The sequence below is a fragment of the Superficieibacter sp. HKU1 genome (assembly GCF_029319185.1).
Lineage (GTDB): Bacteria > Pseudomonadota > Gammaproteobacteria > Enterobacterales > Enterobacteriaceae > Superficieibacter.
Map to the genome: position 1 here is coordinate 4,758,214 of NZ_CP119754.1, position 13,201 is coordinate 4,771,414.

11 protein-coding genes are annotated in these 13,201 nt (G+C 45.7%); 8 read left to right on the plus strand and 3 right to left on the minus strand.

Translation table 11 applies throughout. From position 1 onward, the window contains the following. Window positions 1-79 precede the first annotated feature (79 nt). The 4 genes from fdnG to fdhE are packed head-to-tail and all read left to right on the plus strand — an operon-like array spanning window position 80 to window position 5,603. The gene (gene fdnG, locus P0H77_RS22630; protein WP_276160085.1) at window positions 80-3,130 is read left to right on the plus strand and encodes a formate dehydrogenase-N subunit alpha; all 3,051 of its coding nucleotides are present in this window, start codon (window positions 80-82) and stop codon (window positions 3,128-3,130) included. Window positions 3,131-3,142: 12 nt separating this feature from the next. Then, window positions 3,143-4,045, plus strand: a complete 903-nt coding sequence (gene fdxH / locus P0H77_RS22635; protein WP_176919603.1) for a formate dehydrogenase subunit beta — start codon at window positions 3,143-3,145, stop codon at window positions 4,043-4,045. Beyond that, window positions 4,042-4,677, plus strand: coding sequence for a formate dehydrogenase cytochrome b556 subunit (gene fdoI / locus P0H77_RS22640; RefSeq protein ID WP_276160093.1), 636 nt, complete (start codon window positions 4,042-4,044; stop codon window positions 4,675-4,677). Before fdxH ends, fdoI begins: the two co-directional genes overlap by 4 nt. Continuing rightward, window positions 4,674-5,603, plus strand: a complete 930-nt coding sequence (fdhE, locus tag P0H77_RS22645; RefSeq protein WP_276160096.1) for a formate dehydrogenase accessory protein FdhE — start codon at window positions 4,674-4,676, stop codon at window positions 5,601-5,603. The genes fdoI and fdhE overlap by 4 nt, the downstream gene beginning before the upstream one ends. A gap of 43 nt (window positions 5,604-5,646) precedes the next feature. Here fdhE and P0H77_RS22650 read toward each other — a convergent pair whose 3' ends face one another. The 3 genes from P0H77_RS22650 to P0H77_RS22660 form a co-directional block, all read right to left on the minus strand. After that, on the minus strand, window positions 5,647-6,018 hold the full coding sequence (locus tag P0H77_RS22650) for a type II toxin-antitoxin system VapC family toxin (protein WP_276160102.1): 372 nt from the start codon (window positions 6,016-6,018) through the stop codon (window positions 5,647-5,649). Next, on the minus strand, window positions 6,015-6,269 hold the full coding sequence (locus P0H77_RS22655) for a CopG family transcriptional regulator (protein WP_276160106.1): 255 nt from the start codon (window positions 6,267-6,269) through the stop codon (window positions 6,015-6,017). The genes P0H77_RS22650 and P0H77_RS22655 overlap by 4 nt, the downstream gene beginning before the upstream one ends. 666 nt (window positions 6,270-6,935) lie before the next feature. Then, entirely contained in the window at window positions 6,936-7,478 is a 543-nt protein-coding gene (locus tag P0H77_RS22660; RefSeq protein ID WP_276160108.1) for a shikimate kinase, read from the minus strand. Window positions 7,479-7,667: 189 nt separating this feature from the next. Here P0H77_RS22660 and P0H77_RS22665 point away from each other — a divergent pair, with 189 nt between their 5' ends. The 4 genes from P0H77_RS22665 (at window position 7,668) to P0H77_RS22680 (ending at window position 13,189) form a co-directional block, all read left to right on the plus strand. After that, window positions 7,668-7,832, plus strand: a complete 165-nt coding sequence (locus P0H77_RS22665; RefSeq protein ID WP_276160109.1) for a hypothetical protein — start codon at window positions 7,668-7,670, stop codon at window positions 7,830-7,832. A gap of 1,251 nt (window positions 7,833-9,083) precedes the next feature. Further along, on the plus strand, window positions 9,084-10,445 hold the full coding sequence (locus tag P0H77_RS22670; protein WP_276160110.1) for a glycosyltransferase family 2 protein: 1,362 nt from the start codon (window positions 9,084-9,086) through the stop codon (window positions 10,443-10,445). Further along, window positions 10,438-11,421, plus strand: coding sequence for a glycosyltransferase family A protein (locus P0H77_RS22675; protein ID WP_276160116.1), 984 nt, complete (start codon window positions 10,438-10,440; stop codon window positions 11,419-11,421). The genes P0H77_RS22670 and P0H77_RS22675 overlap by 8 nt, the downstream gene beginning before the upstream one ends. 4 nt (window positions 11,422-11,425) lie before the next feature. Further along, a complete protein-coding gene (locus P0H77_RS22680; RefSeq protein WP_276160123.1) occupies window positions 11,426-13,189 on the plus strand; it encodes an ABC transporter ATP-binding protein in 1,764 nt (587 codons plus the stop codon). The last annotated feature ends 12 nt before the right edge of the window (window positions 13,190-13,201 follow it).

Sequence of the window (13,201 nt, forward strand, 5' to 3'; positions counted from 1 at the left end):
GTAAAACAAAAAAACCTCAACGCCTTTCGTTCTGGCGAAAGCAGTGAGGAAGAGACAATGTCGAAACAAGGAGCAAACCATGCAGGTCAGCAGAAGGCAGTTCTTTAAGATCTGCGCTGGCGGTATGGCAGGCACGACGGCAGCGGCGCTGGGTTTTGCCCCAGGCGTAGCGCTGGCGGAAACGCGGCAATATAAACTGTTGCGTACCCGCGAAACCCGTAATACCTGTACGTACTGCTCCGTTGGCTGTGGGCTATTAATGTATAGCCTCGGCGACGGAGCCAAAAACGCCAAGTCATCCATTTTCCACATCGAAGGGGACCCGGACCATCCGGTAAACCGCGGTGCGCTTTGCCCGAAAGGCGCGGGACTCATAGACTTTATCCACTCTGACAGCCGCCTGAAGTATCCGGAATATCGCGCGCCAGGGTCGGATAAATGGCAGCGAATCAGTTGGGAAGAGGCGTTCGATCGCATCGCTAAACTGATGAAAGAAGATCGCGATGCCAATTTCATCGCGCAGAATGACGAAGGCACCACCGTTAACCGCTGGCTTTCCACCGGTATGCTGTGCGCTTCCGCATCCAGTAACGAAACCGGCTATTTAACGCAGAAATTTACCCGCGCACTCGGCATGTTAGCCGTCGACAACCAGGCGCGTGTCTGACACGGACCAACGGTAGCAAGTCTTGCTCCAACATTTGGTCGCGGTGCGATGACCAACCACTGGGTCGACATGAAGAACGCCAACCTCATCGTCGTGATGGGTGGGAACGCGGCAGAAGCGCATCCGGTAGGATTCCGCTGGGCGATGGAAGCCAAGATCCACAATGGCGCGAAGCTGATTGTGATCGATCCGCGCTTTACGCGTACTGCCTCGGTGGCCGATTTCTATGCGCCGATTCGTTCAGGTACTGACATTGCTTTCCTGTCAGGCGTCATGCTGTACCTGCTAAACAACGAAAAATACAACCGCGAATACACCGAAGCCTATACCAACGCCAGCCTGATCGTGCGTGAAGATTTTGGCTTTGATGACGGTCTGTTTACCGGCTATGACCCGGAAAAACGCAAATACGACAAAGAAAGCTGGAACTATGAGCTGGACGAACGCGGCTTTGCGAAACGGGACACCACGCTGCAACACCCGCGCTGCGTGTGGAATCTGCTGAAAAAGCATATTTCCCGCTACACGCCGGACGTGGTCGAAAACATCTGCGGTACGCCTCAGGCGGACTTCCTGAAGGTCTGCGAGTATATCGCAGAAACCAGCGCGCACGATAAAACCGCGTCATTCCTGTATGCGCTCGGCTGGACCCAGCACTCGGTGGGTGCGCAAAACATCCGCACGATGGCGATGATCCAGCTGCTGCTTGGCAACATGGGAATGGCAGGCGGCGGCGTTAACGCCCTGCGCGGTCACTCCAACATTCAGGGTCTGACCGACCTCGGCCTGCTGTCGCAAAGCCTGCCGGGCTACATGACGCTGCCGAATGACAAGCAGGACACGCTTGAAACCTACTTTGCCGGTAACACCACTAAGCCGTTACAGGAAAATCAGGTTAACTACTGGAGCAATTACCCGAAATTCTTCGTCTCCATGATGAAGGCGTTTTACGGCGATAAAGCGACGGCTGAAAACGACTGGGGCTTTGAGTGGCTGCCGAAGTGGGACAAAGCCTACGACGTACTGCAGTATTTCGACATGATGGCCAAAGGCCAGGTGAACGGTTATCTCTGCCAGGGCTTCAACCCGGTGGCGTCGTTCCCGAACAAAAATAAAGTGGTCTCTTCACTGTCGAAGCTGAAGTTCCTCGTAACTATCGATCCGCTCAACACCGAAACCTCGACCTTCTGGCAGAACCACGGTGAGTCGAACGATGTCGATCCGTCGAAAATTCAGACCGAAGTGTTCCGTCTGCCGTCCACCTGCTTTGCCGAAGAAAACGGTTCTATCGTCAACTCCGGACGCTGGTTGCAGTGGCACTGGAAAGGTCAGGACGGACCGGGCGAAGCGCTGAACGACGGCGAAATCCTCGCGGGCATCTTCCTGCGCCTGCGTAAGATGTATGCTGCCGACGGTGGCGCGCTGCCGGAACCGGTGCTGAACATGACCTGGAACTACCTGACGCCGGAGAATCCGTCGCCGGAAGAAGTCGCGATGGAGAGCAACGGTAAGGCGCTGGAAGATATTACCGATCCGACGACCGGGCTGTTACTGGCGAAAAAAGGCAATCAGCTGGCCTCGTTTGCGCATCTGCGCGATGACGGTACGACGTCCAGCGGCTGCTGGATCTTCGCCGGAAGCTGGACGCCGGACGGTAACCAGATGGCTCGCCGCGATAACGCCGACCCGTCAGGGCTGGGGAATACGCTGGGCTGGGCCTGGGCATGGCCGCTGAACCGCCGCATCCTGTATAACCGCGCCTCTGCCGATCCGCAGGGTAAACCGTGGGATCCGAAGCGTCAGCTGCTCTCATACGGCAATGGCAAATGGGCTGGCGCGGATATTCCGGATTACAACACCGCGCCTCCGGGCAGCGATGTTGGACCGTTTATCATGCTGCAGGAAGGCGTAGGCCGCCTGTTCGCTACCGATAAGATGGCGGAAGGGCCGTTCCCGGAACACTACGAACCGTTTGAAACGCCGCTGGGCACCAACCCGCTACACCCGAACGTGATTTCCAACCCGGCAGCCCGCGTCTTTAAAGACGACATGGATGCCATGGGGAAAGCCGATAAGTTCCCGTATGTGGGCACTACTTATCGTCTGACGGAGCACTTCCACTACTGGACCAAGCATGCGCTGTTGAACTCCATCGCGCAGCCGGAGCAGTTTGTGGAAATCGGCGAGAAGCTGGCGAATAAGCTCGGCATCGCGCAGGGCGATACGGTAAAAGTCTCCTCTAACCGCGGCTATATCAAGGCCAAAGCAGTGGTGACCAAACGTATCCGCACGCTGAAGGTGAATAATCAGGATGTCGATACTATCGGTATTCCGATTCACTGGGGTTATGAGGGCGTGGCGAAGAAAGGCTTTATTGCCAACACGCTGACGCCGGTCGTTGGCGATGCGAACACCCAGACGCCGGAGTTTAAGGCGTTCCTGGTGAACGTGGAAAAGGTGTAACGGAGACGACTTATGGCTTATCAATCGCAAGACATTATCCGTCGTTCCGCGACTAACGGTTTCACCCCCGCGCCACAGGCGCGGGATCACCAGCAAGAGGTGGCGAAGCTTATCGACGTCACCACCTGTATCGGCTGTAAAGCCTGTCAGGTGGCGTGTTCAGAGTGGAACGACATTCGTGATGACGTGGGTCACAACGTCGGGGTCTATGACAATCCGGCAGACTTGACCGCTAAATCCTGGACGGTGATGCGCTTCTCGGAAGTCGAGCAGAACGACAAACTGGAGTGGCTGATCCGCAAGGATGGCTGTATGCACTGCGCCGATCCGGGCTGCCTGAAGGCGTGCCCGTCGGAAGGGGCTATCATTCAGTATGCCAACGGGATTGTCGACTTCCAGTCCGAACAGTGCATCGGCTGCGGCTACTGCATCGCGGGCTGCCCGTTCGACGTGCCGCGCCTGAATCCGGAAGATAACCGCGTCTACAAATGCACCCTGTGCGTGGACCGCGTTGTCGTCGGCCAGGAGCCAGCCTGCGTGAAAACCTGCCCGACCGGCGCTATCCACTTTGGCTCCAAAGAGGATATGAAGGTGCTGGCTGGTGAGCGCGTTAACGAGCTGAAAACCCGTGGTTATGATAACGCGGGCCTGTACGATCCGGCGGGCGTTGGCGGTACACACGTCATGTACGTGCTGCATCATGCCGACAAGCCGAATCTGTATCACGGCCTGCCGGAGAATCCGGAAATCAGCCAGACCGTGAAGTTCTGGAAAGGCATCTGGAAACCGCTTGCGGCGGTCGGCTTTGCCGCGACCTTCGCAGCCAGTATCTTCCACTACGTTGGTGTCGGCCCGAACCGCGCAGAAGAAGATGAAGACAATCTGCACGAAGAGAAAGACGAGGTGCGCAAATGAAAAGACGTGACACCATCGTGCGCTACACGGCACCGGAACGTATCAACCACTGGGTCACCGCCTTCTGCTTCGTGCTGGCGGCGGTGAGCGGACTGGGATTTTTCTTCCCGTCCTTCAACTGGCTGATGCACATTCTGGGCACGCCGCAGCTGGCGCGCATTCTGCATCCGTTCGTCGGGGTGGTGATGTTTGCTTCTTTCATCATCATGTTTTTCCGTTACTGGCATCACAACCTAATCAATCGGGATGATATCTTTTGGGCGAAGAATATTCGTAAGATCGTCGTCAACGAGGAAGTGGGCGATACCGGACGCTATAACTTCGGTCAGAAATGCGTGTTCTGGGCGGCCATCATTCTGCTGGTGCTGTTGCTGGCGAGCGGCGTGGTCATCTGGCGTCCGTACTTTGCGCCTGTTTTCTCAATCCCGGTGATCCGATTTGCGCTGATGCTGCATTCATTTGCCGCAGTAGGGTTAATTGTGGTTATCATGGTGCATATTTACGCCGCCCTGTGGGTGAAAGGCACCATTACCGCGATGGTGGAAGGCTGGGTAACCAAAACGTGGGCGAGAAAGCATCACCCGCGCTGGTACAGTGAAGTCCGCCAGAAAGAGGAAAAGTCATCTGAATGAGTATTCGCATAATCCCGCAAGATGAGCTGGGTTCGGGCGAAAAACGCACGGCGGATATGATTCCGCCGTTATTGTTCCCCAGACTCAAAAACGTGTACAACCGCCGTGCTGAACGCCTGCGCGAGCTGGCCGAAAATAACCCGCTGGGCGACTACCTGCGCTTTGCCGCGCTGATCGCCCACGCTCAGGAAGTGGTGCTGTACGATCATCCGCTGGAGATGGATCTGACAGCTCGCATCAAAGAAGCTGCTGCACAGGGCAAGCCGCCGCTGGATATTCACATCCTGCCGCGCGACAAGCACTGGCATAAGCTGCTGCATTCGCTGATTGCCGAGCTGAAGCCGGAAATGAGCGGCCCGGCGCTGGCGGTGATCGAGAATCTCGAAAAGGCGTCTGAGCAGGAGCTGGAGTTAATGGCGAGCGCGCTATTCGCCGCCAACTTCGCCTCCGTCAGCAGCGATAAAGCCCCGTTTATCTGGGCCGCGCTGTCGCTGTACTGGGCACAAATGGCGAGCCTGATCCCCGGCAAAGCCCGCGCCGAATACGGCGAGCAGCGCCAGTTCTGCCCGGTCTGCGGTTCAATGCCGGTCTCCAGTATCGTGCAAATCGGTACCACCCAGGGGCTGCGTTACCTGCACTGCAACCTGTGCGAAACCGAGTGGCACGTGGTGCGCATCAAGTGCAGCAACTGTGAGCAGACCCGCGATTTGCACTACTGGTCGCTGGATAACGAGCAGGCTTCGGTAAAAGCCGAAAGCTGCGGCGACTGCGGCACTTATCTGAAGATTCTGTATCAGGAAAAAGACCCGAACGTGGAGCCAGTCGCTGACGATCTGGCCTCGCTGGTGCTTGACGCCCGCATGGAGCAGGAAGGTTTTGCGCGCAGCTCCATTAACCCGTTTTTGTTCCCGGGTGAAGGGGAGTAGATAATACGTCGGGTAGCGCCTGCGCCTGCCCGGCATTTTTCTGTCAAAATTGATAAGGCGTTACGACCCCGGGTATGCCTGCGAAATCCTTTGTATTCCGCGTAACCATCGTATAGCGATGATGCTGAGCCGTGGCGAGAATGATAGCGTCCGGCAGTTTTAAGCCGAACTCTTGCCTGAGATTTACGCTCCGTTCCGCAATATCCTGCGATATACCAATAATATTAAAAGCGCTCAACGCCATACGCGTTTGATGTTCCCGGTGATATTTTTTCGCCCCGACCATCACTTCCATCCAGGTAACGAGACTAATAGCATGCTGTGGAGGATAAGCCTCAAGTGCTGACATCGCCTCACGATGGCCATTAAACAGATCGATCAGGATATTGGTATCAAAGAGCGCCTTTCCTTTCATCGCTCCCACTCCTCGCGCAGCGCTCTTTCAAACTCAACACCATCTTCTTCAAAACCCTGCCACAGCCCAAGCGCATTAGCGATGGCTGCTTTAGCCTGATTCTGCCTTTCAAGGTATTCTTCAACCGCTTCACGCAGCAACTCAGCCCGCGGAAGGCCGCGCTGGTGCTTAAGATCGTCAAGCCGCTTGATAACGTCATCAGACAAATCAAGAAGTATTCTGCCCATATCGATGCCTGCCACCATGCTCATATATACCTCCAGTATATCATTAATGGTTAATAAGGAGACAAAGTACTCTTACATCTTGTGTGATTAAAGAGAGGATTTGCGATAGTTTTCGCTTCTGCGAGCACTTTCCAGAATATCGTACGGCCCATGTAACCGTTGCAGATTGGAAAGGTATAAAAGCCCGCTGGTGTCTTTCACTATCGGGCAATAGAGTTGTGTCAGGAGCGGCATCACTTTTCAATCCGAGTAACATGCTCTGGCACGGATTTCCTGCATTTGAGGGCCTTAATTGAAGCGGATTATTAATCCAGTTCCACCCGGCTAAATGGTTTATTTCACAAGTAGTGCACAAATTTATTCAAATGGTCACCAGCGTTCACGGCTCGGACGCAGTGATATCAGGTCTTCAGCGACATATAGAGTAACTAGCGCTCGACGGATAAACGGGTACAGTACAGCATTCTGGCAATGTCGCTGATACTGACTCTCCGATGCAGCTTCAACTTAGATATAAGCCTAAGGGTATTGTTTTTATCGGACTTTTTATGGATTGCTTACTGCTTCAGGCGTCTTTCATCACGAGGTATTGGTACTATGATCAGCATTGCTCAGTCCGGTTGGTTATTTGGGGTATTCAGCGATTGATCAGATCGCACAATTCGGACTGAGTTCCCTTTAAATCATCTACTATTCCGAGCGGCTATTCAGTGCACTTGCTATTTTCAACGCTATACACTCTGGTTTTTCCATTGAGAATATTTTTAGATCCCCCATCCTGACATACTCATGAAAACGCTGATTGAATTTTTCTTCTTCTTTTTCTCGGACCAGAGAAAAGCCACGGTTAAGTTGTCGGTCGATAATGCATTCCAGAGCTTCGTTATAGTTAGGCGAGGGCATTAGTAAAACAGAAAAACCATTTTCCCTCACCATTCTTTTATTCTTTTCGACTATATCCGCACGAATGTCTGTCGACAAAAAACCTGAAGAAAGAATAAATAAAGTATTATGTTGACTATTCTCAACAAGCATTTTTTTCAGCAACGCTGAATTCTGCTCAAGATAAGACTCGTACCCATGAATTTTTATATACTCCCTGATGTTGATTATTCTATCACAAAACTCATTATCAAGATCTATCAAAATATAGCCGAGTATACCAGACAAAAGTTTGCCAACAGTACTTTTACCTGCGCCTCCAGGTCCTATCAGAAAAATAGAATCTGTCATTTACCTCTCCTTATCATGATAACTGACCATTTAAAACCATCCTTCGGATTAAATACTCTGTTAATTTAGGTTCAATAACATCAGTTATGATGTGGAATCGTGAAATAGATCACATATTTTTACCATTAACACGTTATTAAATAAGCTTATGGATTTATCAGTCATACTGAACCATGAAAGGAGAGGGACATGCAGAAGGATTTGTTAACAGTGGCTCTGGAAGGCCCCAGCTTCTCAGGTAAAACAATGTTGATCAATCGCAGTAAACAGAATGCTGCGCTTATCGCGATACCCGAGTATTATGAGCTTAACAATGGCGAGGCATTGGCAGGTTCTAACCCTAAAAAGGGATGAACTTGGGCAAATGGAGATTTTTTTTAAATTAATGACGATAGAATGTCGGAGACAGAGAATACTGACAGAAGCGATATCAGAGCACAAAAAAGTCTTACTAGACAGATCTTTTTTTAGTTTAATCTGTTATGAATATGCAAGGTATGGATCTCGTGAAACGTGGAAGAAACTAGAAAAAATAACGTGTCAATGTGCATTTGTTATACCTCAACTCATATTGTATATAGACACACCGGCAGATGAGGTTAAAAATCGGGGAATTAATAACGGAATAAAAAAAGACCATATCATGTTGAATAAGACATTCATAAAAAACAATAAAACATTTTTTTTCAAACATGTCTCAGAGGTTACAGAGGTTAAATCATGTACATATAACGAAGCTGAGATATTTATCAGGAGTTGGGCTGAACAAGGACTTTAAAATGACAGTTCAGTGTTTACATATATGGCAGTTAAAAAATAATGGTAATGTTTTTTTTGGCTATCGAAATGTCACTTTTATATTTTATGCAACCGAGGATTCCAATTTAGATAAATATGATAGTTGGTCCTCAGGGCTGCCGATAACTGTTACGAGTTTAATACGCGAAAATTCTTTATCAAGAACAAATAATGTTTCCGGTGTCATTATTGTAACCCGTACATGCATTTTACTATTATTACTGAACGATTCTCATATAATGATGCTCGCAGGGGCATTGAAATCGCTCGATCCGGTTATTAATTCGGATCGAGCACCTAATAGATTGTAAAATAAAATTTTTAATGATAGCCAGTATGATCCTGCTATCATATGGGAATGGTTTTATCCTCCCGCATTAAGTTATGCTGCACATAGTATTCAGGCCATGGCCTTAAAAATACTAGACAAATTAATTGACATTTCAAATAATAACCGAATACTATATCTGATATATAGTGAACTTCATTACAGGAATATTATTGTACTGGACGTTAAATTAAATTTTCTGAGTGGTCAAACACCCGTAGAGACATGTCATTAATTTATTCAGCTAACTTTGTGAGTTCTGAAAAATTAAACAGAAAAGGGCTCAGGTTTTTTTATCGTACTACGAACCTTATATAAATATCGAGAAGTTGTATGTTTCTATACTCTTCTCTATTTTTATGGACTAAATTATACATGGAAGATAATAAAATATATAGAGAGAAATCATTACGCTGGTACAGTCAATTGAATCTGTTTAAAATCTAACTTTTTCACTTGCATAAAGAGTGAGGGAAACCATGATTACGTTAGGATATTTCATTTTATATTTAGGTATTTTATTACTTTTAACTGTATCATTCCTGAATTTTATTAGATTTAGGCAATCAATTTTTTTCCTTAAACAAAGAAAATTTAAGACTGGGACGATGCCAACAATAACATCATCCAGACATATCATTTTAATTCCAGCTCTAAGAGAACAGGAACGTATCATCCCCACTATTGAATATTTTCTGGATATTATTCCTTCCGGCATGGATATCAGTATAACTATCTGTACCACTGATAAAGAAATTACAGATAATCAACACAGATACACAACGCAGGAGGTAGTGGAAAAATTTATTATTGATCACCCAGGAATTCCAGTTTTTGTATGTAACTATCCAGACATTAATGGAAGCATGGCACATCAGCTTAATTATACCATAAAAAAATATGCTGAAGCAGGACGGTTAGATAAAAAAGACTACATATCCATTTATAATGCAGACTCTCGTCCACATAAAGATACTTTTACATGGGTTTTATCACAGCTAAACGGATCTAATGAAAAATATGTATTTCAGCAGTCCGCCGTTTTCCTACGTAATTATTCAGGCCTATCGGATTTATCGGCAAAAGCAGTTGCTTTATATCAAAGTTGCTGGACACTCACTCACGAAATTCCAAGACTACGAAGACAAGCCGAGAAAAATAGTATGCTCAGTAAATTGTCAAATGTTCACTGTGTTGGACATGGATTATTCATTCGATTTGACATACTGCATAAAATGGGGCTATTTCCGGTAGAAACACTAACCGAAGATACATATCTTGGGTATAAATTACGCTGTGCTGGAATAGTTATATATCCGGTTCCTTATATCGAAATAGGTGATTCCCCATTGAGTATGAGATCAGCATTGAAGCAAAAATATGTCTGGTATTGGGGGCCCATGCTTTATCCTTATTATTTTTTTAAAAATCTTCAGGAAGAACATAATATATACCTCAAATTAAGAAGTATAATTTTGGCATGCCAAGGTATATTAAATGCAGTAAGATGGATAATTGTCGGCCCTGTTATCTTTTCTGTACTGATTCTACCATGGTTACTGAGTGCTAATATATTGGATTATATCTTATCATTTATATCAATAATTCTTTATACCTCATTACCTGTGTTAGGCCTACCTTATTTCATTGATGTCCTTGAAGCCGCGTCAGGTCAGGATATTAGTCCAGTCAGGGAACCATGGTATAGGGTTATCTTAAATCTGATATACGCGGTTTTTCATTCGTTACTACATAGTATCCCACCCTTCTTTTCATTAACCAGTGCTCTCATCATGATCTTTACCGGTCGCACACCAAAGAAGCCTAAAACAGATGAATAAATCCCGGGAATACCTACTCAGACGTCATAATAATGACTATTTAAAATTATGTATTATCAATGAAGCAAATGAAACATCTGATCAATCAACTATAATTAATGTTAACATTGTCATCCCTCTGTTTAATGGAGGAGACATATTTGATATAACACTGGAGTATACAAATTTTGCCATTAAGAAAGCAAAAGAGCTAATTCCCATGTTACATGTTTCAGTTACGGTGGTGGACGATGGTTCAGAAAAACCCTATGCTTTCCCTTCAGATAAATCCCATCCTGACTGGAATATCGTAAGACTCGATAAAAATAGAGGAAGGGCATTTTCAAGAAATACGGGATTGCAGTACCGAACAGCCAGCAAATACACCATTTTTATGGATGCTGATATTATACTTTATCCTAATGCAATTTCAGACTTTATACGTGAAATGGAAAGATTTAGTACACAAAACCGGAGCTGTATTACCTGTGGTCTTTTTCATTTCATCTATTTAAATACGCTTAATAAAAATAAAATCTCTTTTGATATATCTAATGATTTTAGGCTTAACTGTAATTATCAGGAAAACTGGATTGGATGTGAAAATGACAGGGAATTTATTGGGGCTGAATTCAATATAATCAAAGATACGGCGGGTTGGTCAAAATGGCCCGCCAGTGGTAAATTTGGGCCATGGACATTGCCTAATATGGTATTGGGCGGGCTTTTTTGTGTAAATACACACCATGCATTATCAGTCGGTGGGTTTGACGATAGATTTTCTGCTTATGGTTTTGAAGAGACCACACTGGCTACCAAATTGATTATTATGAAAGGTTCATTTGTCGTTCCCATTCTTGGTGGATTCTCAAAGCATATTGAAGAAGAGAATGGTGAGTCCAAGCGTAATGAAAAGGACCGGCTTTTCCGCAGGGCTTATGATCGCTACTTTCATGAGTTTATGAAAGAACCAGCGATAGATATTCATGAGGAATAACTAAGTGAAAAACTATATTTTGAAAGTATTTTCTTCTTTGAGCTATGTCAGGCGACTGGCCAACATTATTAGTAACATAAAGTTAATGCTGGCTCTTGCTTTTATTGCGGGTGTTATAAAATTTTCCGCCCCCTTACTTATAACCATTATCACATCCCGGGTAATTGATAATATCATCATGGATGAAAGCCTGACATCATCACAAAGGATAATTTTACTTGTGAAATATGTTATGATAGTTATCATCGTTTTTGTGCTTATCTGGGCACCTTCAACTTATTACAGACAATATTTAACTGAATTAATCACAGTAAAGATAACATCCAGGCTTAGAGAGAAAGTAACGAATCATATATTTTCATTACCTTTTTCATTTTTCCAAGAAAAACAAAGTGGCGAAATAAATTCCAGAATCATTTCTGATGTGAATTTAGTAGCAACACTGGTTAGTGGCGGACTCGTTTATGTATGGATAGATTTAGCTTCAATTGCTGTGGTTGCCTTTCTTGTATTTTATGAGGATCCCTTTGTAGGTGGCATTTCATTGCTTTTCATTCCACTTTATGTCTACCTTATGAAATATTTCAGGGATCTTATTAAAGTTTCATCATATAAGATACAGAGTATGCAAGGTGATTTTTCAGCGTACATCCAAGACCGCTTGTCAAATATCGAAACCATTCGTAACTATAATTCACATGATGTTGAGGCCGAAAATACCCGAAAACTCGTTAACGGCTATGAACATGCTTTTCTAAAGCGCTCACGAATTAAAAGTTTTAATCTTTTAATTATGGGGCAACTTTCACAATTACCCTCGGTCATCATACTGGCTCTAGGTGGGTATGAAGTAATCACTGGTGGATTGACGATCGGTGCATTTATAGCGCTCACAATGTATATTCGACAGATATTCTGGCCCCTAGATAGAGTGGCTGAATTTAATGTCAATTTTGCAGCGGCGACAGCGTCATTGGACAGGATATATCAAATACTGGACGTTGAATCTGAAAGATGTCAATCTCACCTCGCGATTGGTTTTCCTGTTGATTTCAGCACAATCACATTTAATAACGTTTTTGCATCTTATAATTTGACCGATAAATTTGCATTGTATGATATTTCATTTTCAATAAAAAAAGGAGAAATAATTGCTATTGCTGGCCCTAGCGGATCGGGTAAAACAACACTGGCACGCCTTCTTGAGAGAACCATAGCCTGTAGAACAGGTGAAATATTTATTGATAATATTAACATAAATCATATAGATCTTGTTCACTATAGGAAAAACATAAAAGTTGTTCCACAAAACCCATTACTCTTCTCTGATACAATTAAGATGAATATCTCATATCAGGAAAAAAACATACCAGTCAGTCAATTATACCAAGCTTGCAGTCGGGCAGGTGCATTAGATTTTATATTGAGCTTTCCGCTAGCTTTCAATTACCACGTTGGTGAACGAGGAGATCTCTTATCTGGAGGTCAGAGACAGCGAGTAGCCATATCCCGAGCCTTGGCTTCTCGTAGCGAAATATATATTTTCGATGAATCAACAGCCAATCTTGATACTGAAACAGAGAGATCTTTTTATGAAATGCTCAGAAAATTACGAGGAAAGTATACTATTATTATCATTGCCCATCGACCCGCTGTTTTTGATTATGTAGATAGAGCTATCCTGATTAATGAAGGCCGGTTAGAACACGAAGGTACTCCGGAATATCTGCGGAACTGCTCACCTCTGTTCCGCAAGCTGGCTGGATAGTGGAGTGGGACA

What these genes read in the sequence shown, in the direction of transcription:
- fdxH (WP_176919603.1), top strand. Translation starts at nt 3,143, where the DNA reads ATGGCTTATCAATCGCAAGACATTATCCGTCGTTCCGCGACTAACGGT.
- fdoI (WP_276160093.1), top strand. Translation starts at nt 4,042, where the DNA reads ATGAAAAGACGTGACACCATCGTGCGCTACACGGCACCGGAACGTATC.
- fdhE (WP_276160096.1), top strand. Translation starts at nt 4,674, where the DNA reads ATGAGTATTCGCATAATCCCGCAAGATGAGCTGGGTTCGGGCGAAAAA.
- P0H77_RS22650 (WP_276160102.1), bottom strand. Translation starts at nt 6,018, where the DNA reads ATGAAAGGAAAGGCGCTCTTTGATACCAATATCCTGATCGATCTGTTT.
- P0H77_RS22655 (WP_276160106.1), bottom strand. Translation starts at nt 6,269, where the DNA reads ATGAGCATGGTGGCAGGCATCGATATGGGCAGAATACTTCTTGATTTG.
- P0H77_RS22660 (WP_276160108.1), bottom strand. Translation starts at nt 7,478, where the DNA reads ATGACAGATTCTATTTTTCTGATAGGACCTGGAGGCGCAGGTAAAAGT.
- P0H77_RS22665 (WP_276160109.1), top strand. Translation starts at nt 7,668, where the DNA reads ATGCAGAAGGATTTGTTAACAGTGGCTCTGGAAGGCCCCAGCTTCTCA.
- P0H77_RS22670 (WP_276160110.1), top strand. Translation starts at nt 9,084, where the DNA reads ATGATTACGTTAGGATATTTCATTTTATATTTAGGTATTTTATTACTT.
- P0H77_RS22675 (WP_276160116.1), top strand. Translation starts at nt 10,438, where the DNA reads ATGAATAAATCCCGGGAATACCTACTCAGACGTCATAATAATGACTAT.